Annotated in this window: 20 protein-coding genes; 5 read left to right on the forward strand and 15 right to left on the reverse strand. The window is 73.2% G+C overall.

Features of this window, described 5'->3' with window-relative positions; translation table 11 throughout:
* Window positions 1-98: 98 nt before the first annotated feature.
* The 8 genes from GA0070607_RS01950 to GA0070607_RS01985 all read right to left on the reverse strand — a co-directional run bounded on the left by GA0070607_RS01950 (window position 99) and on the right by GA0070607_RS01985 (window position 10,609).
* Window positions 99-791 (reverse strand): hypothetical protein, encoded by a 693-nt coding sequence (locus tag GA0070607_RS01950; protein ID WP_089021595.1) that lies wholly within the window; start codon window positions 789-791, stop codon window positions 99-101.
* A 2,297-nt stretch (window positions 792-3,088) separates the two neighbouring features.
* The gene (locus GA0070607_RS01955; protein WP_089016610.1) at window positions 3,089-4,612 is read right to left on the reverse strand and encodes a replication-associated recombination protein A; all 1,524 of its coding nucleotides are present in this window, start codon (window positions 4,610-4,612) and stop codon (window positions 3,089-3,091) included.
* A gap of 75 nt (window positions 4,613-4,687) precedes the next feature.
* Window positions 4,688-4,900: a hypothetical protein gene (locus tag GA0070607_RS01960; RefSeq protein ID WP_089016611.1), complete on the reverse strand. Its 213-nt coding sequence runs from the start codon at window positions 4,898-4,900 to the stop codon at window positions 4,688-4,690.
* 192 nt (window positions 4,901-5,092) lie between these two features.
* Window positions 5,093-6,394 (reverse strand): MFS transporter, encoded by a 1,302-nt coding sequence (locus tag GA0070607_RS01965; RefSeq protein ID WP_231930759.1) that lies wholly within the window; start codon window positions 6,392-6,394, stop codon window positions 5,093-5,095.
* Window positions 6,391-6,990, reverse strand: a complete 600-nt coding sequence (locus GA0070607_RS01970; protein ID WP_089016612.1) for an ArsR/SmtB family transcription factor — start codon at window positions 6,988-6,990, stop codon at window positions 6,391-6,393. The genes GA0070607_RS01965 and GA0070607_RS01970 overlap by 4 nt, the downstream gene beginning before the upstream one ends.
* A 75-nt stretch (window positions 6,991-7,065) precedes the next feature.
* The gene (locus GA0070607_RS01975; RefSeq protein ID WP_089016613.1) at window positions 7,066-7,881 is read right to left on the reverse strand and encodes a sugar nucleotide-binding protein; all 816 of its coding nucleotides are present in this window, start codon (window positions 7,879-7,881) and stop codon (window positions 7,066-7,068) included.
* Between the two features lie 113 nt (window positions 7,882-7,994).
* Complete coding sequence (gene aspS / locus GA0070607_RS01980; protein ID WP_089016614.1) at window positions 7,995-9,800, reverse strand: aspartate--tRNA ligase; 1,806 nt, start codon at window positions 9,798-9,800, stop codon at window positions 7,995-7,997.
* A gap of 134 nt (window positions 9,801-9,934) precedes the next feature.
* A complete protein-coding gene (locus tag GA0070607_RS01985) occupies window positions 9,935-10,609 on the reverse strand; it encodes a hypothetical protein (protein WP_089016615.1) in 675 nt (224 codons plus the stop codon).
* A gap of 445 nt (window positions 10,610-11,054) precedes the next feature.
* On the opposite strand from GA0070607_RS01985, the gene GA0070607_RS01990 reads away from it, so the two are divergent.
* Window positions 11,055-11,660: a hypothetical protein gene (locus tag GA0070607_RS01990; protein ID WP_157743061.1), complete on the forward strand. Its 606-nt coding sequence runs from the start codon at window positions 11,055-11,057 to the stop codon at window positions 11,658-11,660.
* A 77-nt stretch (window positions 11,661-11,737) separates the two neighbouring features.
* Window positions 11,738-12,457: a DUF998 domain-containing protein gene (locus GA0070607_RS01995; protein ID WP_089016617.1), complete on the forward strand. Its 720-nt coding sequence runs from the start codon at window positions 11,738-11,740 to the stop codon at window positions 12,455-12,457.
* A 63-nt stretch (window positions 12,458-12,520) separates the two neighbouring features.
* Here the strand turns inward: GA0070607_RS01995 and GA0070607_RS02000 are convergent, their stop codons facing one another.
* A complete protein-coding gene (locus tag GA0070607_RS02000; RefSeq protein ID WP_089016618.1) occupies window positions 12,521-13,567 on the reverse strand; it encodes a S1 family peptidase in 1,047 nt (348 codons plus the stop codon).
* A gap of 224 nt (window positions 13,568-13,791) precedes the next feature.
* On the reverse strand, window positions 13,792-14,268 hold the full coding sequence (locus GA0070607_RS02005; RefSeq protein WP_089016619.1) for a winged helix-turn-helix transcriptional regulator: 477 nt from the start codon (window positions 14,266-14,268) through the stop codon (window positions 13,792-13,794).
* A 55-nt stretch (window positions 14,269-14,323) separates the two neighbouring features.
* Between GA0070607_RS02005 and GA0070607_RS02010 the strand changes: the two genes are divergently transcribed.
* Window positions 14,324-14,839: a PaaI family thioesterase gene (locus GA0070607_RS02010; protein ID WP_089016620.1), complete on the forward strand. Its 516-nt coding sequence runs from the start codon at window positions 14,324-14,326 to the stop codon at window positions 14,837-14,839.
* 106 nt (window positions 14,840-14,945) lie between these two features.
* Here GA0070607_RS02010 and GA0070607_RS02015 read toward each other — a convergent pair whose 3' ends face one another.
* From GA0070607_RS02015 to GA0070607_RS02025, 3 genes are all read right to left on the reverse strand, one after another.
* The gene (locus tag GA0070607_RS02015; protein ID WP_172898960.1) at window positions 14,946-15,887 is read right to left on the reverse strand and encodes an acyl-ACP desaturase; all 942 of its coding nucleotides are present in this window, start codon (window positions 15,885-15,887) and stop codon (window positions 14,946-14,948) included.
* 70 nt (window positions 15,888-15,957) lie between these two features.
* Complete coding sequence (gene hisS / locus GA0070607_RS02020) at window positions 15,958-17,286, reverse strand: histidine--tRNA ligase (RefSeq protein ID WP_089016621.1); 1,329 nt, start codon at window positions 17,284-17,286, stop codon at window positions 15,958-15,960.
* A gap of 70 nt (window positions 17,287-17,356) precedes the next feature.
* Complete coding sequence (locus GA0070607_RS02025) at window positions 17,357-18,076, reverse strand: MBL fold metallo-hydrolase (protein ID WP_089016622.1); 720 nt, start codon at window positions 18,074-18,076, stop codon at window positions 17,357-17,359.
* Between the two features lie 265 nt (window positions 18,077-18,341).
* Here GA0070607_RS02025 and GA0070607_RS02030 point away from each other — a divergent pair, with 265 nt between their 5' ends.
* Together GA0070607_RS02030 and GA0070607_RS02035 are read left to right on the forward strand one after the other, a co-directional pair.
* A complete protein-coding gene (locus GA0070607_RS02030) occupies window positions 18,342-19,226 on the forward strand; it encodes a peptidylprolyl isomerase (RefSeq protein WP_089016623.1) in 885 nt (294 codons plus the stop codon).
* Between the two features lie 60 nt (window positions 19,227-19,286).
* Window positions 19,287-20,126: a peptidylprolyl isomerase gene (locus GA0070607_RS02035; protein ID WP_089016624.1), complete on the forward strand. Its 840-nt coding sequence runs from the start codon at window positions 19,287-19,289 to the stop codon at window positions 20,124-20,126.
* Window positions 20,127-20,216: 90 nt separating this feature from the next.
* Here GA0070607_RS02035 and GA0070607_RS02040 read toward each other — a convergent pair whose 3' ends face one another.
* Window positions 20,217-22,739 (reverse strand): RelA/SpoT family protein, encoded by a 2,523-nt coding sequence (locus GA0070607_RS02040; protein ID WP_089016625.1) that lies wholly within the window; start codon window positions 22,737-22,739, stop codon window positions 20,217-20,219.
* Between the two features lie 169 nt (window positions 22,740-22,908).
* Window positions 22,909-23,475: an adenine phosphoribosyltransferase gene (locus GA0070607_RS02045; RefSeq protein WP_089016626.1), complete on the reverse strand. Its 567-nt coding sequence runs from the start codon at window positions 23,473-23,475 to the stop codon at window positions 22,909-22,911.
* Window positions 23,476-23,484: the final 9 nt, after the last annotated feature.

Consider the following 23,484-nt stretch of genomic DNA (forward strand, 5'->3'; position numbering starts at 1 on the left):
CGTGGTGCCCGTACCGGGCCCGCCGCGCCGTGACCGGCCAGCGGAAGCGGGGCTCGGCCCGCCAGCCCCAGACCCTACCGTCCGTGATGGAGACCCGCTCACGACGGTGAGGGCGTCAACTCACCCAGTGGGTCCGCGCTGACCGTCGGGAACGGGTCCTCTCCGGTCAGTGACGGATCGGTGCTCGGCTGTGGCCTGGTCCGCTCGTCGTCGATCGCGTTGCGTACCTTCACCGACACCAACGAGCCGGCGCACTCGGCAGCAGCGGCCGACGGCTCGGGAGACGGCACGATCGCCGGTTTGTTGTCGACCGGCGGCGGCACGCAGGTCGGCTCGCGTACCCACAGGTCGAGGGTCAGCTCGTCACGGCGCCAGCAGGTGTAGTTGCCCTTCGTCTCCTGGGTCTCCTTCGTCTCAGCCTCCGGGCAGCGGGCCACCTTCCACGGTTGCCAGCCGTCCTGGCGCAGCGCGCTCTCGTAGACCCGCGCCGTCTCCTCCGGCGACTTCTCCGAGGTGACGGTGCGCTCGCGCAGCCGGCAGTCGAGCAGGCACCAACGGCTGCCACTGACGTCGTCGACGGTCTTCGTGGCGGCCCAGCCGGGCACGTTCAGCTGGTCCAGGTTGTCGAAGACCGGGTCGCGGCTCAGCGTACGGATGCCGAAGAAGAGCGGCACCGCGCCGAGCAGCACGATGCTGACCAGCGCCAGCACCGCCGCCCGCAGGCGGCGACGCTCACGCGACTGCCGGCGCGCCTCGGACCGGCCGCCCGGGGCGGCGTCGTCGTCGGACACGTCCCGGCCGGGAGCGCGCAGCGCGGGCCCCGCGGCCGGCTCGGGCGCCGGCCGGTCCACCGGTCCGGCCGGCGGGGGCACCACGGCGGCGGCCCGGGCCACGGCGACGGGCTCGCCCGCGCGACCGGGTGGCGGCACCGGAGCGACGCCGGTCGGTTCGGGACGGCCGGGCTCCCGGTGCGGCGGCAGCGCACGACCGGCGGCGCGGTCCGCCGGTGCGGGTCGAACTGGCGTACCGGCGCGGGCCACCCCGGGTGCGGCGGGCTCACCACCAGCTCGCTCGTCGCCAATGGACGGCTGCGCGGCGCCGGGCGGGCGGACAGCGGCGCGAGCCGGACCGTCGGGGCGCGGCCGGGACGGACCGTCCGGGCCGGCGCCCGGTGCGACGGCGGCACGGACCGGGCCGTCCGGGCGGGCGGCGCCCCGGGCGGCAGCCTCGACGCCGGGCGCGGGCCGGGGCGGGCCGTCGGGGCCACGCCGACCGGCGCCCGAGACCGGCGCGTCGCCGGGGGCGGATCGGGCCCGGCCGGGCGGGGTGGAGCGGGTGGCGCCCCGGGCCGGTGCGCCCGGACCGGCGGCAGCGCCACCGGGTACGGGCCGCCCGCCGCTGGCGGGACCCGCGTACGGGTCGTCGCCGCGGTTGCCCGCCGCGCCGGGTCGGCCCGGGCCGGCGGGTCCGTCGTTGCCGGGCTCCGCCGACGGGCGGCGGCGTCGAACGCTGGGGTCCGGGGTGTTTGCCGGAGCGCCCCGACGGCCGGCGGGCCGCTCGCCAGCGGCTGACGGATAGGTCGGGCCCCCGCTCGGCTGCTCACCTGTCGACTCCGGCGTGCCGGGCCGGGCGCCACGGCGACCGGTGGGGGCATTCGCCCCCGGGTCGGGGGGCGGCCCGGCGGACCGGCGTCCGGCGCGCTGCGCGGCCGGGTCCGGCACGGCGAGCGGACCGGACGAACCGCCGATGACATCCGCACCCGCGGGCGGCGCCGGACGGCGTTCCGCGGCGGGCGGGGTGCCGCCTCGCCGGTTGACCACCGGCAGGGCGGGGTCGGTGTGCGGCAGGCGACCGGCCTGACGCAGCCAGTCGGCTGGCCGCTCCGGGCGCTCCGCCCGGGGCTCGCCGTCGGCCGGCGCGCGTCGGCCCTGCTCGTCAGAGACGGCCCGGCGGCGCCCGGTGCCGTCCGGACCGACGGTGGGCGTGCCACCGGTGTGACCGGTGGACGCGTCGGGCAGTGCCGGCGCGTTGCCCGAACGGGGCACCACCGGCGCGGCGGGCTCGGCGGCGCGACGGCGACCGCCGGCGGGCGGGCGGGCGGGCGCGGCGGGCCCGCGGCCGGACGGCTCCGGTGCACCAGGGTCCACCGGGCCCGGGCGACGCCGGGCGGTGCGCGGGTCACGGTCGACGGCGGGGTCGGGTCGCAGGCCATCGGGGCCCGGCGGCGTTGCGCCGGCCGGCGCGGTGCCGAACTGGGCCGGGCCGGACGCGGCCGCCCGGGCCGGATCCGGGGCAGCGCCGGCCGCGCGCCGGCCGGCAGGCCCGCCGTCGGTGGGCCGCGGACGGCCCGGCTCGGTGGGCTCCGGGACCGGTCGGCGGCCCTGCGGCGCGGCGTCCGGGCGGCGCAGTGGCGGCATCGCGTCCGCCCGCCCCGGCGGCGCGGCGGCGGCCGGACCACGGCCGATCTGGGGGTTGCCCGAGGTCGGTGGGCCGGCGGGTGCGCCGGGGGGGACCGCCGTCGGACGGGGCCGGGTCGGGCCGGCTGGCGCGCCGGACGTCGGGCGGGGCCCGGGTGGGCCCACCGGGTCGCCGCCGACCGGTCGGGCGACGGCGGGTGCGGCGGGCGGTGGCACGGCGGCACGGGGCCCGGTGCCGGGCACCGGCACCGCACCGCGGCGCGGCGGCTGACCGGGGACGGCGGCACCGGCGGCGGGCCGGGGTCGGTCGGTGGGGGGCCGCTCGTCCGGGCGGCGGCCCGACTGCGGCGGCGCCTCGCCCGGCCACGGTCCGTCCACCGGCCGGCGCCCCGGCGCAGCGTCCGTGTCACCACGGCGTACTGCGGGCGGGACGTCCGGCGGCACCGGCGCGCCCCCGCGCGACCCGGCGGGCTCGGCCGGGGCACCGTCGGGGCCCAGTTCGCCGCGCTGCTGCTTGGCCGAGCGCAGGTCGTCGATCCAGCCGAACTCCTCGCCGGCTACCGGTGCCTCCGGCTCGGCCTCGGCCCGGCCTCGACCCCAGCGGCGCCCCTTGGCGCGGGAGTCGCGCCGCTCGTCCGGGCCCTCGTCCGGGCGGTCCGCACCACGCGACTTCACTGTTGACCCTCTCCTGCGGCGTTCGTGCCGCTGTCCTGCATCGTGCCGGGACCAGCCGTGCCCGCCGGACGAACCTTCTCGTCGGCAAGCGCCGGCGCGGTCTGCGCCGTTACGGGCGATCCGGCCGGCGGGGCCGCCGGAGCCGGCAGCCCGCGCACGATCCGGCGCAGCAGCGGCAGCCGGGTGGCCACCGACCGCTCCGCGCCGTGTGGGCTGGGCCGGTAGTAGTCGGTGCCCACCAGGTCGTCCGGGACGTACTGCTGGGTGACCACGCCGCGCTGGTCGTCGTGCGGGTAGCGGTAGCCCGTGCCGTGGCCCAGTCCCCGGGCGCCGGCGTAGTGCGCGTCGCGCAGCCCGCGCGGCACCGGGCCGCCCTTGCCGGCCCGGACGTCTGCGATGGCGGCGCCGATGGCGGTGGTCGCCGAGTTCGACTTGGGCGCGGTGGCCAGGTGGATCACCGCCTGGGCCAGGTTGAGCTGCGCCTCCGGCAGCCCGACGTACTCGACGGCGTGCGCGGCGGCGGTGGCCACGCTCAACGCGGCCGGGTCGGCCATGCCCACGTCCTCGCTGGCGAAGATGACCAGCCGGCGGGCGATGAACCGGGCGTCCTCCCCGGCGACCAGCATCCGGGCCAGCCAGTGCACGGCGGCGTCCACGTCCGAGCCGCGCATGCTCTTGATGAACGCGCTGACCACGTCGTAGTGGGCGTCGCCGTCGCGGTCGTAGCGCACCGCCGCCACGTCGACCGCCTGCTCGGCGGTGGCGAGGTCGATCCGCCCGACGCCGAGCGCCGTGGCGGAGGCCGCCGCCGCCTCCAGCGCGGTCAGCGCCTTGCGGACGTCTCCGGCGGCGAGCCGGACCAGGTGGTCCTCGGCCTCGGCGGCGAGGGTGAGCGTGCCGCCCAGGCCGCGCTCGTCGGCGACGGCACGGCGGAGCAGCCCGCGCACGGCCTCGTCGTCCAGTGGTTGCAGGGTGAGCAGCACACACCGCGACAGCAGTGGGGAGATGACGGAGAAGTACGGGTTCTCGGTGGTCGCGGCCAGCAGCGTGACCGTACGGTCCTCGACGGCGGCGAGCAGGGAATCCTGCTGGGTCTTGCTGAACCGGTGCACCTCGTCGATGAACAGCACAGTCTGCGGGCCGCCCGAGCGGCGTTGGCGGCGGGCCGTCTCGATCACCGCCCGGACGTCCTTTACCCCGGCGGAGAGCGCCGACATGGCGACGAACCGGCGGTCGGTGGCCGCGGCCACCAGGTGCGCGATTGTCGTCTTGCCGCTGCCCGGGGGTCCCCAGAGGATCACCGACATCGGGGCGCCGCCGGAGACCAGTTGCCGCAGCGGCGCACCGGGGGCGAGCAGGTGGTCCTGCCCGACCAGTTCGTCGAGGTTCGCCGGACGCATCCGGACGGGCAGGGGCGAATCGTCCGCTACCGGAGTGAAGCCGTCGACACCGGCGGAACCGGCGGGCGCGCTGCGCGGCCCGGCGGGTGCACCGAGGGAGAAGAGGGCGTCGGACTCCATCACGAAGACAGTACCGGGCCGGGCCCGCGACGCCGGAATCGCGCCGCGAGCCGGGCAACCCGTGATCGGTTCCGGTCAGCCACGACCAGGGCGCCGGCCCCGGTACCAGCGGCCGCCGCCACCACCGCGCGGGCCGCTGCCCACGCCACCCAGGTAGAGCGCGAGCAGGAACAGCCCGAGGAGCACGAGAGTGTTCCAGTTGAACAGGTCAGGCGCCCCGAAGTTCGTGTCGAGCAGGTCGATCAGCAGGGCGAAGCCAAAGACGATGGCCGCGAGAATGGCGAGCATGTCGGTCCTCCGGTGGGGGTTCCCAGTAGGTCGGCGCGTGATGTACCCAATCGGTCGGCTCGCCAATCTCCACGATGGATTCGGCCGCGCTGCGGCGGCCCGGCGCACCAGGTGCTCCCAGCACGCTCCGCCTCGCCTGAGCGGTAAGGAAGGGCCCCTTCTTATCGCCTCGTGTAGAGGAAGGGACCCTTCCTAACGCGTAGCGGCAGGTGGCTCCGCCGGTACGGGGACCGCGGGCAGGTCGGCCGACGGGTCGACGGACCGGCGGCCGGCTCGCCAGGCGGGCAGGTAGAGCGGGGCGGCGACGGCCAGCACCACCGCGCCGACCACCATGGCGATGCCGACGCTGGTGGCGGCGGCGAGCGCGGTCAGGACCACCCCGCCGAGCGCGCCGGCCGGCTGCCCCATCATCGAGTTCAGCGAGAGCACGCTGGTCCGGTACGGGCCCTCGACCTGCCGGTGCAGCAGGCCGCTGTGCAGCGGGTTGGACGCGCCGTGCACGGTGTAGCAGGCCAGGTAGGCCACGAGCACCCCGACCGGACCGGCGAACAGGCCCATCCCGACCACCGTGACGCCCTGCAGGATGCGCAGCAGAGCCGCGCCCGGCGCGGCGCCGAGCCAGCGCAACAGCAGCGGTGTCAGCGCCGCGCCGGCCGCCGAGGCGAGCCAGGCGGCCGAGTTGGCCGGCCCCAGTAGCGCGGCGGCGCGTTCCGGGTCACCGACCACCTCGGAGAGGCGGACCGGCAGCAGCGACTCGAAGGTGACCATGCCGAAGCCCCAGAACAGCTCCACCGCCACCAGGGCCAGCAGCACCCGGGAGCGGCGCAGCAGCCCGACGGCCTCGCCGATCATCCGGGGCGCCTGGACGACCGAGGCCCGCAGTGCGGCCGCTCCGGTGGCCGGCCGCTGCTCCACCAGCAGGACGAGCAGGGCGACGAGCGCCGCCGCCTGGGCGAGGATGGCGACCAGCACGGGCACGGTGAGCGCGCTGACCGGCCCGATCGGGCCGAGCGCGACCAGGCCACCGCTGAGCAGCGCGCCGGCCCCGATGGTCAACCCGGCGACGGTGCCGGCGTACCCGAGCCCGTGCTCGTACTCCGCCTCGGGGTCGGCGGCCACGGTGGCGTCGACGTACCAGGACTCCAGCGGGCCACTGTCCAGCGCCCGGTAGACCCCCTGCAGGGCCCAGACCAGAAAGAACAGCGCGAACGAGTCGGCCACCGCGAACACGGACAGCGAGGCGAGGTTGAGCGCTCCGGCGGCGAGCAGCACCGGACGGCGGCCAAGGGCGTCGGCGAGCCCGCCGGTGGGCAGCTCCAGCGCCAGCACCAGCAGCCCCTGCGCGGTGCTGACCAGGCCGATCTGCGGCAGCGACAGGCCGCGCTCCTGCATCAGCAGGATCATCACCGGGATCATCAGGCCGGTGGGCAGCCAGCGCAGGCCGTACAGCGTGAGGTAGCGACGGCGGACCTGACGTACGGTCAGCGCGCTCATCGGAGGCCCTCGCGCAACGGGTAGGCGGCCAGGAAGACCTGCACCGGGCGGGCCTGGGGATCGGCGGGGTCGGCCTCGCGGTGGTACCGCTCCAGCACCTGCCACACCTCCGCCTGGAGCTCTTTGAGCCGCTCCGGCGGGACGGTCATGAAGATGTCGCCCATGCCGAAGGCGTCCCGCCAGGCGGGGGACCACTCGTGTTGGCGGGCGAACCAGCTCTCGGCGCTCTCGGCGAGAAGGCGCACCTGGTCGCCCTGGATCCACTCGATCGCGGCCCGGGCGTCGGGGTCGTCGTCGAAGTCGGTCGGTTCCCAGTTGGTGACGTCGTGTGCAGCCTGCCACCAGCGCTGGCGTCCGCTGCCCCGGTCGGGATCCTCGACGACCAGGCCGACATCGGCGAGCTGGCGCAGGTGGTAGCTGGTCGCGCCGGTGTTGGTGCCGAGCAGCTCCGCCAGGGTGGTGGCGGTGGCGGGCCCGTTCACCCGCAGGGCGCCGAGGAGCCGCATCCGGAGCGGGTGTGCCAGCACCCGGACCTGCCGCTTGTCGATCCGTACCTCACGTGGCGCCGGCCGCGGCGCCTCTTCGTCATCCGCCATGACTGCACAATATCTCTGCACACTTCCTATGCACAAGAGTTATGCATAGGAAGTGTGCATTCGTGGGTGGGCGACTCAGCGGGCCAGGAACTCAGACACCCCGCGCAGCCGGGTACGCAGCAGGCCGGCAGCACGGGTGCAGTCCAGGCGGACGTCGCCGGGGCCGGCCAGCCCGGCGGCGGCGCAGGTGGTGGTCTTCAGCCCGGCCGCGTCGAGACCGAACCGCTCGGCGACCAGCAGACCCAGGTCGGCCCGGCTGACCGCGTCCGCGCCGGCCACGTTGAGCGGCCCGGCGTACGTGCCGTCGACCAGCTCCAGCACGGCGTCGGCCAGGTCGGTCACGTCGACCGGGCAACGGATCATGTCGGTGAACAGGGTGACCCGCCCGGCGAGCGCCTCCCGGCAGAGCTCGATCTGCTTACTGCCCTCCCCCAGGATCAGCGAGGTACGCACCAACGCCGCACCGGGGTCGATCGCCCGTACGGCGGTTTCGGCCGCCGCCTTCGCGGCCCCGTACGCGTTCACCGGGCTGGGCGGCTCGTCGTCGCCGTACGGCTCGGCCCGGCCGCCGTGCAACGCGTCGCTGGACACGTGCACCAACCGGGCGCCCACCTCCGCGGCGGCGACCGCCACGTGCGCAGCCCCGTCGGCGGTGACCGTCCAGTCGTCGTACCGGTAGGGGGTGGAGACCACCGCGTCCGGGCGCACCTCGGCGACCAGCGCGCGCACGGCGGCGCGGTCGGTGACATCCAGCCGGCGGGCCGCGACACCCGGCACCGCGACGTCACCGGAGTGGTACGTCCCGACCACCTGCCTCCCGACCGCCGCCCGCCGGCAGACCTCGCGCCCGAGAAAACCGCTGGCCCCGACGACCAGCACCCGCTCCCGCATCCCGACCCCCTTCACCGCACAGTTGATGATGAGGCTAACGGGGCGACGCGCCGGAGCACGGCCCCGCCAACCTCATGATCAACGAGCCGGGGGTGGGGAAAGCAGCGAGCTGATCAGACCGGGTCGGCGACCGGGGCGGCGGGACCGGCGGTGCCGGTGTGCGCGGTGGCCGGGGGCTTCGGCTTCGCGTCGATGCCCGCCTCGGTGCGCTGCTGGGCGGTGATCGGCGTCGGCGCGCCGGTCAGCGGGTCGAAGCCGCCACGGGTCTTCGGGAACGCGATCACCTCGCGGATGGAGTCCGCGCCGGCGAGCAGCATGCAGACCCGGTCCCAGCCGAAGGCGATGCCGCCGTGCGGCGGGGCGCCGTACTTGAACGCCTCCAACAGGAAACCGAACTTGTCCTGCGCCTCCTCGGGGGTGATGCCGAGCAGGTCGAAGACCCGCTTCTGCACGTCGCCCCGGTGGATACGGATCGACCCACCGCCGATCTCGTTGCCGTTGCAGACGATGTCGTACGCATAGGCGAGGGCCCGGTCCGGTGCCTCCTCGAACCGATCCACCCACTCGGCGTTGGGCGAGGTGAACGGGTGGTGCACCGCCGTCCAACCGCCCTCGTCCGTGCGCTCGAACATCGGCGCGTCGACCACCCAGCAGAACGCCCACGCGCTCTCGTCGATCAGCCCGGCCCGCTTGGCGATCTCGACCCGGGCGGCGCCGAGCAGCTCCTGCGCCTCACGGGTGGTGGCGCTGGCCGCGAAGAAGACCGCGTCGCCCGGCTTGGCGCCGACCGCGTCGGCGAGCCCGCCCAGGTGCTCGGCGGAGAGGTTCTTGGCCACCGGGCCGCGCGCCTCGCCGGTCTCGGCGTCCAGCACCACGTACGCCAGGCCACGCGCGCCACGCGCCTTCGCCCAGTCCTGCCAGCCGTCCAGCTCCTTGCGGCTCTGCGCCGCGCCACCCGGCATCACCACCGCGCCGACGTAGCCGCCCGCGTCGATCGCCCCGGCGAAGACCCGGAACTCGGTGCCACGCAGGTACTCCGTCAGCTCGGTCAGCTCGACGCCGTAGCGCAGGTCCGGCTTGTCCGAGCCGTAGCGGGCCATCGCGTCGTGCCAGGTGATCCGCGGGATCGGCTGGCTGATCTCGTGCCCCGCCAGGTCCTTCCAGAGCGTCGAGACGATCGCCTCGCCGAGGTCGATCACGTCGTCCTCGGTGACGAAGGACATCTCGATGTCGAGCTGGGTGAACTCCGGCTGCCGGTCGGCGCGGAAGTCCTCGTCCCGGTAGCAGCGGGCGATCTGGTAGTACCGCTCCATGCCGCCGACCATCAGCAGCTGCTTGAACAGCTGCGGCGACTGCGGCAGCGCGTACCAGCTGCCCGGCTGGAGCCGGACCGGGACCAGGAAGTCGCGGGCGCCCTCGGGCGTCGACCGGGTCAGCGTCGGCGTCTCGATCTCCAGGAAGTCCCGCTCGTGCAGCACGCCCCGGGCGAGGTGGCTGGCGCGCGAGCGCAGCCGCAGCGCGCTCGCCGGACCACTGCGGCGCAGGTCCAGGTAGCGGTACTTGAGCCGGATGTCGTCACCGGCCTCGATCTGGTCGTCCACCGGCAGCGGCAGCGGCGCCGCCTCGGAGAGCACCTCCAGCTCGACGGCGGTCACCTCGACCTCGCCGGTGGGCAGCTCCGGGTTCTCGTTGCCGGCCGGCCGGCGGGTCACCTCGCCGGTGACCTTCACGCAGAACTCGTTGCGCAGCGCGTGCGCGTCCTCCTCGCGGAACACCACCTGGACCACGCCGGAGCCGTCGCGCAGGTCGACGAAGATGACGCCGCCGTGGTCGCGCCGGCGGGCCACCCACCCGGCGAGCGTCACCGTCGTGCCGGCGTCCGTCGCGCGCAAGCTGCCGGCATCATGGGTACGGATCACGACGTGCGTCTCCTCATCTGCGGTGCGGTCTGCCTCCGCATTCTGTCAGGAGTGCCGGTAACGATCCGCGCCACCCGTCGACCCGGCCGATCAGTCCGGGCGGTTCGACGGGTGGCGCGGTCAGGGGGCGAGCGTCAGTTCTCGGGAATGTTCCAGGCCGTGGCACGAATGACGACCGTACGGTCATTGTTGATCGAGACGACCTCCACGAGCACCATCCGCCACTCGTCGCGCCGTTCACGGGCAGCGGCGTAGTTGGTGCTGAGACAGAGCCAGGCACCCTTGCGCAGTGGCACCTCCGCTCCCTCGGCGATCGGAGATGCGCGAATGGCGTTGTAACACTCGCCCGGCTTCATTGCCGCCGTCGTCTCGCTGCCTTCCACCCCGTCGTCCAACCTGATCCACGGCGCGCCACCCTGACAGCCGGGATCGAGACTGAACTCCGACCCGTTCGCCCCCACGTTGGCCCGCGGTTCGTCGAGGTCGACACGCATCTTCGCAAAGCAGTCCGCCGATTTCAGCGTGAGGCTCTGGTTCTCGTACTCCGGCTCGTAGACGGTCTGCTCGTTGAGGGCCGGCGGCGTTCCCGGCGATCGCGGCGGCTCCTCCGGTGTGGCGGTCGGCTGCTGCGGATCGCCCGGTCCGGCCGGGCTGCTGGGAACCGAAACCGGCCCGGGGCCGGTCGAGCCGACCGGCGCCCGGGCGGACGCGATGTCCCGCGCCGTCTGCGCCTGGTCCAACGCCCGCCAGGAGACGGCGGCAGAGCCGAGCGCCACCAGCAGCGCCAGGGCTGCCACGGTGATCACCACGAGACCAACAGGGCTGCGGGTGGCGGTGACCGGCGGAGCCGGCGGACCGGGGAGGCCACCACCGGTGAACGGCGGGGACGTGCCGCCGCCGGGCGGGGGTGGTGGTGGTGGTGGAGGAGCCGGGGTGGGTTGGGACTTTTCTGACCACGGGTCGGGTTGGCTCACCGCTAAAACCTCCTGCATCGGCAGAAGTCAACGTCGGATGGGGGGAATTCGTTCTCCAGGCTGGGATCGGCACGTTATCAGGAACTCGCCACCGGCCGGGGGAGAGTATTCTTCGCCGACGCGATGCGACGGGAATTCGCCAGACATCAGCGGTTCAATCTCTACGTCGGTGGCCGAAAGGTAGATGCGGGACATGCAGGACTCCACCGAGGCACCGACGTCAACACCGAGCCCGGGTCGACCGGCCCGTCGCGGCGCACAGCTGGCGGCGGTCTTCACCGTGCTCGGGGTGCTCCTTGGCGCGGCTGCGTTGACGCGGGACGTCTTCGATTGGCGGCTGGGGGCGGGAACGCCGGCGGTCACCGCGACGACGGCAGGCGCCGATCCGGCCAGCTCGTTGCCCGCCAGTCCCGCACCGGGCACGCCGCCGCCGTCCGCAGCTCCGTCATCCGTCCGGTTGGACACTCTGGCCGTTGAGGCGGGTGCGGCGAACCTCGGAACGCTTCCTCGTCAACTGGCCGGGCAACCGGAGTACGACCGTCCAATCGTCATCGGCTGCCCGACGAATTCCGGCGCGGACAAGCAACGCGAAGTCGCTTTTCGGCTGCAGCGCCGCTACCTCGATCTGGCCTCGACCGTACGGCCGTTCTTCTCCTCTCCCGACGCACGCGACGGCGTCGTCCTCGTCTATGCGCAGGTGACGATTCGGCAGGCCGACGGCACGTTCACCCGGGTGACGCGGGGGCAGCAGTTCGACGCGCGCATGGACAGTCCACGGGACCTCGCGGCGAACGTCGAGGGAGCGGACGAGCTGACGCTGCGGGTTCAGTGCGAGCACCCGGGCGGGTCGGTCATCTTCACCGCCGCCACGGTCAGCGCGGGCTGAGCGCCGGGCCGGGCGCACGGCCGGGCCGGTGGGGCGAACCCGACTCAACCGGCCGTCTCGGCGGTTAACGTGGCGAAATGCGCGCCGTACCGAACTGGGCCGTCGCCACGGCGGCGGCCGCACCCGTGCTGCTGGCGACCGGTTGGACGGTGGCCCAGGCCCGGCAGCCCGCCGGGTACGACCCGATCCGGGACACCATCAGCGAGCTGGCGGGGCAGGACGCCACCGACGCCTGGATCATGATCGGAGCCCTGGTGCTGCTCGGCTGCTGCTACCTGTCGGTGGCGGCCGTGTTGCACGCCGCCGGGTTGCCCAGCCGGTTTCTGCTCGCGGTCGGTGGTGTGGCCACCATCGCGCTGGTCGCCTTTCCCCGACCGCCGGTGGGCGGTTCGCTCAGCCACGGCATCGCGGCGACGGTGGCCGTCCTCGCCCTGGCGCTGTGGCCGGCCGGCTCGGCGCTGCGGCTGCCGCGCGGCCCGGACGCCGCGCACCCGGGGGCTCCGCAGCCGCCATGGGCGTTCCGCCGAACCGTGGGGTTGAGCGCCACGCTCGCGTTGCTCGCCCTTTTCGCCTGGTGCGCGTTCGAGGTGACCAGCGGATCCCGGACCGGGTTGGCCGAGCGGGTGACGGCGGTGGCCGTGTCGCTCTGGCCGTTGCTGGCGGTCCTCTCGGCCCGGCGGGCGCACCTGGCGTGGGCCACCGGTGGTGTCACATCTGTCGGTCCGGCCCTGCCGGCGGCTGGTGTCGTACCGCCGGATCCCCTGCGGCCGGCGGACGGGCCGGATCGGCTCGCGTAAGGCGGTCCGCACGCGCGACGCGGGTCGCCGGAGTACTCCGGCGACCCGCGGGCGGTGGATCGATCAGAAGACGCTGACGCCGTAGCGGCTGAGCGCCTCGGTGACCGGCTGGAAGTAGGTGGTGCCGCCGGTGCGGCAGTTGCCGCTACCGCCGGAGGTCATGCCCAGGGCGGTGCTGCCGCTGAACAGCGAGCCGCCGCTGTCGCCCGGCTCGGCGCAGACGTTTGTGCGGATCAGGCCGGAGACCGAACCCTCGGCGTAGTTCACCGTGGCGTTGGTCGCGTTCACCGAGCCGGAGCGCACGCCGGTGGTGCTGCCGGAGCGCTGCACCGACTGGCCGACGGAGGCGTTGCCGGCGCCGGTGATGTCCCGGTAGCTGCCGTTGTAGAGGTAGACGTTGCCGGCGGCGTTGGCGGAGTTGCTGTGCCGCACGATGCCGTAGTCGTTGCCCGGGAAGCTGGTGCCGGCACGGGTGCCGATCAGCGCGGTCTGCGCGGAGTTCGAGTACCAGCTCGACGAGATGTTGGTGCAGTGCCCGGCGGTCAGGAAGTAGTAGGTGCTGCCGCTGCGCACGTTGAAGCCGAGCGAGCAGCGCCCGCCACCGCCGGCGTAGATGGCCTGGCCACCGGAGATGCGGGTGCTCAGCACGCCGGCCTCGGCCTCGATCCGGACCGCGCCGTTGGCCCGCGCGGCGGCGGCCTTGACCCGCTCCAGCTTGGCACCGGTGACGGTGCTGTCCACCGAGACGACGACCTGGTTGGTGACCGGGTCGCTCCACCACGCGGTGCCCGGGATCTTGGCGGAGCGCTCCAGGTCCGCGGTGGCCCGGTTGAGCTCGGCGGCGCCACGGGTGACGTACCGGACGGTGGCGCCGGCGTTGCTCGCCTTGCGGGCGGCGGCCGCGTCGGTCACGGTGACGACGGACCTGCCGCTGGCGTCGATGTACGAGCCGGCGGAGCGGTCGCCGAGCTGTGCGGCGAGGGCGGCGGCGGCGTCGGGCGAGGCGGCGGGGGCGGCCTGGGCGGGCGCGCCGATGAGCGCGCCGACAACCAGGGATCCGGCCACGGCGGCAGTGGCCACAACACGGAGTGATGACCTCGTGGGTCGCATGTAACAAACCTCCTGGGCGGGGGAACGGGTCTCACCGGGGGCGGCTGACCCGAGGGCAACGCGGCCGATCTGGGGAAACCGGCCAGGTGAACTGAAGTATTCACATGCATAAGATCATTCGCAAGACCTGTTTCACCCGGATTCGTCGATCCGCCCCGGCCATCTGGCCGCAACACCTCGGACACGTTCGCGGACGCCCGGCGTCACACCGAATCGGTCGGGCGTCAGGGGGTACGGCGACGGGCGCCGGGCCCCGGTCGGGGCACGACGTCGCGGTGCTGACCCACCTCGTGCCCATCCGCGCAGCGCAGCTCGACGCGCACCTCCGCGCCGCAGTCCCGGTGACCGACGCTCAGCGGTGAGCCCTCCGGGTCGGCGAGGTAGCGGTCACCCCACCCGAGAACGGCGACCAGCACCGGCCACAGGTCCAGGCCCTTCTCGGTCAGCCGGTACTCGTGGCGCAGCCGGCTGCCCGGCTCCCGGTACGGCTCGCGACGCAGCACGCCCTGCTCCACCAGTGCGGCCAGCCGGTTGGTCAGCACCTGGCGTGGGATCCCGGTGCGCACCCGCATGTCGTCGAAGCGGCGCACACCGTTGAACACGTCGCGGAGCACCACGAGGGTCCACCGCTCGCCGAGGATCTCCATCGCGCGGGCGATGGTGCAGTTCTCCACCGACCAGTCCAGTGCCGCGGGTTTCATCCGACCAGGCTAAGTCTGATTGACAGACTCAGCAACGTGCTGCGAGGCTGCGTCCATGACACAGACGCAGGAGCCGACGCGCAGCCGTACCTTCACCTGGTCGGACCCGGCGGCCAACGCCGCGCAGGTCGGTCGACGCGCCGGCCTCGACATGCTCCGGGCGATGATCGCCGGGGAGCTCGCCGCACCGCCGGTGATGCACCTGATGGACATGGCACGGATGGAGGCCGACGAGGGTCGGGTCACGGTCGAACTGGTCCCGCAGGAGTTCCACTACAACCCGCTGGGCAGCGTCCACGGTGGCGTCATCTCCACCCTGCTGGACACCGCCGCCGGCTGCGCCGTGCACACCACGTTGCCCGCCGGTGTCGGCTACACCTCGCTGGACCTGAGCGTGAAGTTCCTCCGCCCGGTCACCGTCGCCAGCGGAATCCTGCGGTGCGAGGGCACAGTGCTCCAGCGTGGCCGCCGCACCGCCCTGGCCGAGGCGAGACTCACCGACGCAGGCGACCGCCTGGTCGCCCACGCCACCAGCACCTGCCTCCTCTTCCCGCTCGACCCCCCAGCCTGACCCCCGACCCCCACAGGTCGATCATGAGGTTGACGGGCGATCTGGAGATCGAACAACCGCCAACCTCATGATCAACAAGGGTGGGCGCGGGGGGCGCGCGTGGGGGTTAGCGCAGCGCCAGGCGGGCGGCGCGGGCGGCGCGCTTCTCCTCGAACCGGGCGGCGTTGGTTTCCAGGGTGTCCAGGTGGGCGGCGATCTGTTCGCGGGCGGCCTCGCCGTCGGCGTTGAGGCCGGTCACGTTGAACACGTCCCACTGGCGCAGCACCGGCAGCAGCACCTCGTCGCGGTGCTGGCGCAGGTCGTAGATGCCGGCCAGGGCGATCGCCACGGACTTGCGGGCGAACCCCTCGATGCCGTTGCCCGGCATCTGGAAGTCGGCCACCACGTCGGCGACGGCCCGCATGGCCTGGCTCGGGGCCAGCTCGAACGAGGCGGCGAGCAGGTTGCGGTAGAAGACCATGTGCAGGTTCTCGTCGGCGGCCACCCGGGCCAGCAGCGCCTCGCAGGCGGGGTCCCCGGTGGCCTTGCCGGTGTTGCGGTGCGAGATCCGGGTCGCCAACTCCTGGAACGAGACGTACGCCAGCGAGTGCAGCACCTCGTCACCGTGCACGTTCTCGTAGCCCTCGGACATGTGCGTCATCCGGGCCCGCTCCAGCGCCACCGGATCGACGGCCCGGGTGACCGTCAGGTAGTCGCGGATCGCCGTGCCGTGCCGGCCCTCCTCCGCGGTCCACCGGTGCACCCAGGTGCCCCACGCGCCGTCCCGGCCGAACAGGGTGGCGATCTCGTGGTGGTACGAGGGCAGGTTGTCCTCGGTCAGCAGGTTGACGATCAGCGCCGTGCGGGCCACGTCGGGGATGGTCGAGTCCGTCGGCGACCATGCCTCGCCGCCGAGCGGCCCGTCGAAGGTGCGGCCCTCGCTCCACGGCACGTACTCGTGCGGGAACCACTCCTTGGCCAGCGAGAGGTGGCGGTCCAGGTTGCGCGCGACCACCGGCTCCAACTCGACGAGCAGCGCGGTCTGACTCAAGGTGGTGCTGACGGTCACGAGAAACTCCCTACGGTGGCGTAACTTACGCTACCGTAGGTCCCCGCGGCCGATAGCGCCAGTGGAACGCTCAGCCAACCGCCGGTTTCACGTCCTCCCGGGGCGGCATCCACTCCCCCGCACCGGCCGTGACCTGCTCGCCCGAGCGGATGTCCTTCACCTCGTCCGGCGCGCCGTCGACACCCGGGAACCAGACGTACGGGATGCCGCGCCGCTCGGCGTAGCGGATCTGCTTGCCGAACTTCGCCGCGCTCGGCGACACCTCGGTCGGCACCCCGCGCCGCCGCAGCGCCTCGGCCACCCGGTTGCTGGCCGAACGCCGCTCCTCGCTGGTCACCGCGACCAGCACGGCGGTCGGCACCTCGCGGGAGATCGACAGCTCCCCCGCGCCGAAGAGCAGCCCGAGCAGCCGGGTCACACCTATCGAGATCCCCACCCCCGGGTACGAGGTGGCGCCGGCGCTGGCCAGGTTGTCGTACCGGCCGCCGGAGCAGATCGAGCCGAAACGCTCGTAGCCGCGCAGCTGGGTCTCGTAGACCGTGCCGGTGTAGTAGTCCAGGCCGCGGGCGATGCGCAGGTCCGCCACGCAGAGGCCGGGCGAGTGCTCGGCGGCGGTCTCCACCACCCGGACCAGCTCCTCGATGCCCTCGTCGAGCAGCGGGTCGGTCACCCCGAGCGCGCGGACGGCATCGGCGAACGAGGCGTCCGGAGCGGAGATCTCGGCCAGCGCGAGACACGCCTTGGCCTGCGCCTCGCTCGCCCCGGCGGTCTGGGCCAGCAGCTCGGCCACCTTCACCGGGCCGATCTTGTCGAGCTTGTCCACCGCGCGCAGCGTCGCCTCCGGGTCGGTCAGCCCGATGCCCCGGTAGAAGCCCTCACAGATCTTGCGGTTGTTGACCTGGATCGTCACCGGCGGAATCGGCAGCGCGCGCAGCGCGTCCCCGATCACCAGCGGCATCTCCGCCTCGTGGTGCGGGGCCAGAGTGTCCCGGTCGACGATGTCGATGTCGGCCTGGACGAACTCCCGGTAGCGCCCCTCCTGCGGCCGCTCGCCCCGCCACACCTTCTGGATCTGGTAGCGACGGAACGGGAAGGCCAGCTTGCCGGCGTTCTCCAGCACGTACCGGGCGAACGGCACGGTGAGGTCGAAGTGCAGGCCGAGCTGGTCGTCGCCGCTCGCGCCCTCGGCGTCGGCGTGCAGCCGCCGGATCACGTAGACCTCCTTCGAGGTCTCGCCCTTGCGCAGCAGCTGGTCCAGCGGCTCCACCGCGCGCGTCTCCAGCGGGGCGAAGCCGTACAGCTCGAACGTGGCCCGGATCTTGTCGAGCACGAACTGCTCGATCATCCGCTGGCCGGGGGTCCACTCCGGGAAGCCGGAGATGGGCGTGGGCTTGCTCATCGGAGTACTCCTTGCGGTCCCGCGTCTGGGCGCGGTGCTGTCGTGGGTCCGCGCGCGGCGCGGAGGAGGTCTAAAGGCCTCGGGTGGGCGCCGCCGGTCGGCCGCCGCCGACCTGCGCCACCTCGATGAGGTACGGGTTGCTGGCCCGCTCGCGGCCAATGGTGGTGCTGGGGCCGTGGCCGGGCAGCACGACGGTGTCGTCGGCCAGCGGAAGGATCTTGTCGCGCAGGCTGGTGAGCATCGCCGGCATGCTGCCACCGGGCAGGTCGGTGCGGCCGATCGAGCCGGCGAAGAGCACGTCGCCGGAGAGGCACAGCTCCTCGGCGTCCCAGCCCGAGCCCTCGCCGGGCAGCCGGAACAGCACCGACCCGCCGGTATGGCCCGGGGCGTGGTCGACGGCGATCTCCAGGCCGGCCAGCGCGAGGGTGGCGCCGTCGGTCAGCTCCGCCACGTCCTCCGGCTCGGTGTAGCTCAGCCGGCCGCCGAAGAGCGAGGTCAGGTCGGTCGAGAGGCCCTTGGCCGGGTCGGCCAGCATCTCCCGGTCGCCGGGGTGGACGTACGCGGTGATGCCGCGGGCACCGCAGACCGGCGCGACCGAGAAGGTGTGGTCCAGGTGGCCGTGGGTGAGCAGCACGGCGGCCGGGTGCAGGCGGTGCTCGGCGAGCAGAGCGTCGAGCTGGTCGAGCACCCCGATGCCGGGGTCGACCACCACGCACTGCTCCCCCGGCGCCGTGGCCACCACATAGCAGTTGGTGCCGAAGGCGTCCGCGGGAAAGCCGGCCACGAGCACAGGGCTGTCCTTCCGTCGAGCTGTCGTCCTGCCCAGCAGCCTAACCGGCGGGGCGAGCCGGTTTGCCGCGTCCGTCCCACCCGCCCCGCCCGGCACAGTGACATCGCCCGATAAGGGCTGCTGGCGGCCGGGTGGACCTCGTACACCACATTCCCAGTCGCTAGCCGTACACTCTGGCGGGCGTGTGGCGCGGCACACGCGACGCCCGGACGGGCCGGGACGCCCGGCCGCCGGCGACGACCAGGTAGAGGAAAGGGGAGCACGGGTGGCTTCCAGCAGGGACCGGCAGCGCAAACTGGCGCGGGCCAAGCTCGACCGGCAGTTGGCCCGCCGAGCCGCCGCCGTGCGGCGCCGTCGGCAGATCCAGGCCGGCGTCGGCGCCTTCCTGGTCCTCGCGGTGATCGTGGCCGGCTCGGCGTGGGCACTTGGCGCGTTCGACTCCGACCCGAAGCAGAACACGGCCGCGGCGGACACCTGCCTCTGGACGCCGCAGGACGCGACGGCCAACACCAACCTCAAGGACGTCGGCACGCCAGCGACGAAGGACCTGCCCACCGAGGGCACCCGGGCGATGACCGTGACCACCAACCAGGGTGCGCCGATCACCGCCGAGTTGAACCTGACCAACTCACCGTGCGCCGCGGCGAGCATCGCCCACCTGGCGAGCCGGTCGTTCTACGACAACACCAAGTGCCACGAGATCACCGCCGACGGCGCGCTGCGCTGCGGTGACCCCAGTGGCACCGGCCTCGGCGGGCCGACCTACTCGTTCTACGACGAGGACGTACCGACCGTGCCGTCCGCGTCGCCGTCGGCCAGCCCGGCGCCCGGCCAGCCGCCCACGTACCCGAAGGGGACCGTGGCGATGATCTCCAACCCGCCGGGCAGCAACGGCAGCCAGTTCCTGATCTTCTTCAAGGACTTCACCACCACCGACCCGAAGTACCCCGTGATCGGCCGGGTGACCGGCGGGCTGGACGTGGTGGAGAAGATCGGTGCCCTGCCGACCGTGGACAATGGGACGGGGGCCAAGGTCAAGCCCAAGACCGACGTGGTGATCCAGAGCCTCACCGTTGGTGAGCCGGTCACCGCCGCGGCACCGTCGCCGTCGGCCTCCGGCGCCCCGGCCAGCAGCCCGAGCGCCGGCTGACCGGTGGCCCCACCCCCACCCGAACGGCACCCAGAAGCAGACAGCCAGGAGGATCCAGGCGTGACGTCCACCAGAGAGCGGCAGCGCGCGGCGGCACGCGCCCGGCTCGAGAAGGAGATGGCCGAGCGCGCGGCCAAGGCCCGCAAGCGTCGGCAGACGCAGGCGATCATCGGCGCGGCCGCCGCGCTGGTGCTCGTGGTCGCCGGCACCGTCTGGCTGGCCATGAGCCTCGGCGGCGACGACGACAAGACCGACACCGCCGCCCAGGCGCCCGGCGCGTCCGAGTGCGTCTACAACGCGCTGCCGGCCGACCAGCGGAGCCCGCAGATCAAGGACGTCGGAGTGCCGAGCAACGAGCAGTCCGGCACCGGCGTGCAGACCATGACGATCACCACGAACCTCGGCCCGATCACGGCCAAGGTCGACCGGTCGCTGGTGCCCTGCACCGCGGGCAGCTTCACCCACCTCGCGGAGAAGAACTTCTTCGACAACTCCAAGTGCCACCGCCTGGTGACCGAGGGCATCAAGGTGCTGCAGTGCGGTGACCCGAGCGCCACCGGAAAGGGCTGGCGGGACACCGACGGCACGGGTGGCCCGAGCTACCGGCTGCCCGAGGAGAACCTGCCCACCGACAAGCGCCCGCCGTACCCGGAGGGCGTCATCGCGATGGCCAACTCGGGCCAGCCGGGCAGCACCGGCAGCCAGTTCTTCATCGTCTACGGTGACTCGCCGCTGGACCCGGCGTACACCGTCCTGGGGACCATCACCGGTGGCCTGGACATCGTCAAGGACGTGGCCAAGGCCGGCGACGACGGGGCGTTCGCCCAGCAGGCCGGCGGTGGCCACCCGAAGAAGGAGGTCGTCATCAACGACCTCACCATGAGCGCGCCGCAGGGCTGACGCCCGAGGAGACGACGAAGCGCCCGCCGGCCGAGCCGGCGGGCGCTTTCGTGTATCGGACCCCGGTGGCGTACGCCGGGTGGGGCGGGATCAGGCGCCGGAGGTGACCCGGTAGGCGTCGAAGACGCCGTCGACCTTGCGAACCGTGGCCAGCAGGTGGCCCAGGTGCTTCGGGTCGGCCATCTCGAAGCTGAACCGGCTCACCGCCACCCGGTCACGGGTGGTGGTGACGGTGGCGGAGAGGATGTTGACCCGCTCGTCGGACAGCACCCGCGTGACGTCGGCCAGCAGCTTGTGCCGGTCCAGAGCCTCCACCTGGATGGCCACCAGGAACGTCGAGGCGGAGGTGAGCTTCCAGCTCACCTCGACCACCCGCTCGCTCTGCGCCCGCAGGTCCTCCGCGTTGGCGCAGTCGTCGCGGTGCACGCTCACCCCGCCGGAGCGGGTGACGAAGCCGAACACCGAATCCGGTGGCACCGGGGTGCAGCAGCGCGCCAGCTTGATCCAGACGTCACTGACGCCCCGGACCACCACGCCCGGATCGGCGCTGCTCTGCCGGCTACGCGGGGGCCGGGTGGCGACGGCGGTCTCGGCGATGTCCTCCGCCGCGCCCTCCTCGCCGCCGTACGCGGCCATCAGCTTCTGCACCACCGACTGCGCGGAGACCTGGCTGTCACCGACCGCCGCGTAGAGCGAGGCCACGTCGGCCAGGTGCAGGTCCCGGGCGATCGACATCAGCGCGTCGGACGTGAGCATCCGCTGCAACGGCATGCCCTGCTTGCGCATCGCCTTGACGATCGCGTCCTTGCCGGCCTCGATCGCCTCCTCGCGCCGCTCCTTGTTGAAGTACTGGCGGATCTTCGTACGGGCGCGCGGGCTCTTGACGAAGCCCAGCCAGTCCTGTGTCGGGCCGGCCGTCTCGGACTTCGAGGTGAAGATCTCGATTACGTCGCCGTTGGAGAGCGTCGACTCCAGCGGCACCAACTTGCCGTTGACCCGCGCGCCGATGCACTTGTGCCCGACCTCGGTGTGCACCGCGTACGCGAAGTCCACAGGCGTCGACCCGGTCGGCAGCGGGATGACGTCACCCTTCGGGGTGAAGACGTACACCTCCTGGCTGGACAGGTCGAAGCGCAGCGCGTCCAGGAACTCGCTCGGGTCGGCCGCCTCGCGCTGCCAGTCCAGCAGTTGCCGCAACCAGGTCATCTCGTCGATGTGCGCCGGCGGGCCGACGATCTGGGTGCCCTTGTGCTCCTTGTACTTCCAGTGCGCGGCGATGCCGAACTCCGCGGTGCGGTGCATCGCGTAGGTGCGGATCTGCATCTCCACCGGCTTGCCGGTGGGCCCGATGACCGTCGTGTGCAACGACTGGTACATGTTGAACTTGGGCATCGCGATGTAGTCCTTGAACCGGCCCGGCACCGGCTGCCAGTTGGCGTGGATCACGCCCAACGCGGCGTAGCAGTCCCGCACCGTGTCGACCAGGATCCGCACGCCGACCAGGTCGTAGATGTCGTTGAAGTCGCGACCTCGCACGATCATCTTCTGGTAGATCGAGTAGAGGTGCTTCGGCCGGCCGGTGGTCTCCGCCTTGATCTTGGCGGCCTTGAGGTCGGTCTGCACCTTCTGCGTCACCTGCCGTAGCAGCGCCTCGCGCTGCGGCTGGTGCTCCCCGATCAGCCGGTTGATCTCCTCGTAGCGCTTCGGGAACAGTGTGCCGAAGGCGAGATCCTCCAGCTCCCACTTGATCGTGTTCATACCCAGCCGGTGGGCCAGCGGGGCCAGGATCTCCAGCGTCTCCTTGGCCTTCTGCTCCTGCTTGGGACGGGGCAGGAAGGTAAGGGTGCGCATGTTGTGCAGCCGGTCGGCCAGCTTGATCACGAGCACCCGCGGGTCCTTGGCCATGGCCACGACCATCTTGCGGATCGTCTCGGCCTTGGCCGCGTCACCCAGCTTGACCTTGTCCAGCTTGGTGACGCCGTCGACCAGCAGGGCGACCTCGCCGCCGAAGTCGGCGCGCATCTGGTCGAGCGTGTACTCGGTGTCCTCGATGGTGTCGTGCAGCAGCGCGGCGACCAGCGTGGTGGTGTCCATCCCCAGGTTGCCCAGGATGGTGGCCACCGCCAGCGGGTGGGTGATGTACGGGTCGCCGGACTTGCGGTACTGCCCGGAGTGCCACCGCGCGGCCGTGTCGAAGGCGCGCTGGAGCAGCCGGGCGTCGCCCTTCGGGTGGTTCTCCCGGTGGCTGGCGATGAGCGGCTCGAGCACCTCGCTGACCTGCGAGGTCTGCCACGGCGCGTTGAACCGCGCCAGCCGTGCCCGGACCCGCCGCCCGGTGGGCGCGTTGGACAACCCGAAGCCGCCGCTCGGCAGCGGCTCGACGCCGGCGTCGGTCGGGAACGGGACCACGACCCCGTCGGCACCGGGAGACGCCTCCGCGCTCGGCACCGCGACGGTCGGACGCACCGCGCCCTCGGCCGGAGACTTGCCGGAGCCGTTGCCGGCGCCCGTCACCCTGGTCGGCGCGTCACCGTTGCGCTCCGTCACCGAGCCGTCAGCGTCGCCTGTCGGGTGCACCGTGCCCTCCACCGGAGGGACGACATCGTGGGACACCGGCCTCCTCACCGCTCGCCGGAACACACCGGCCGTACGTCGGCCGGCCTGGTCTCGCGCCGCCGGACGGCGTACCGCCGGCGTCAGCAAAGGGCAATGCTACCCGCACGGACGGTCCCCTGCCGCTCCGCCGGACGGTCGGCGCCCGCTCCGCCCGACGGCCCCGGGCTCAAACGGTCAGCAGGGCATGGACGGGACGCGGGGCCAGCCGCTTCCGGGCACCCAGGAAGGCGAGTTCCAGCAGCACTGTGAAACCGGTGACGGTCCCCCCGGCCCGCTCGACCAGATCCAGCGTCGCCTCGGCGGTGCCGCCGGTGGCCAGCACGTCATCGACCACCAGCACCCGGTGCCCGGCGGTGAACGCGTCCTCGTGCACTTCCAGGGTGGCTTCGCCGTACTCCAGGGCGTAGGACACCGAGTGGGCCGCGCGGGGCAACTTGCCGGCCTTGCGCACCGGCACCACGCCCACCCCGGCCGCGTACGCGACGGCCGCCGCGACGACGAACCCGCGCGCCTCGATGCCGACCACCACGTCGAAGCTGTCCCGCCCGTGGTACGCGACGATCCCGTCGGTCACCTCGCGGAACGCCGCACCGTCGGCGAACAGCGGCATCAGGTCCTTGAACATGACACCGGGCTGGGGGAAGTCGGGCACGTCCAGCACCCGGCTGGCCACCAGCCGGGCGGTCTCCGGGCCGCTGTCCCCGCGCGCCGCGGTGCTGTGGGTCTCCGTCACGGCTGTTTC

This window comes from Micromonospora coriariae, assembly GCF_900091455.1.
GTDB classification, from domain to species: Bacteria; Actinomycetota; Actinomycetes; order Mycobacteriales; family Micromonosporaceae; genus Micromonospora; species Micromonospora coriariae.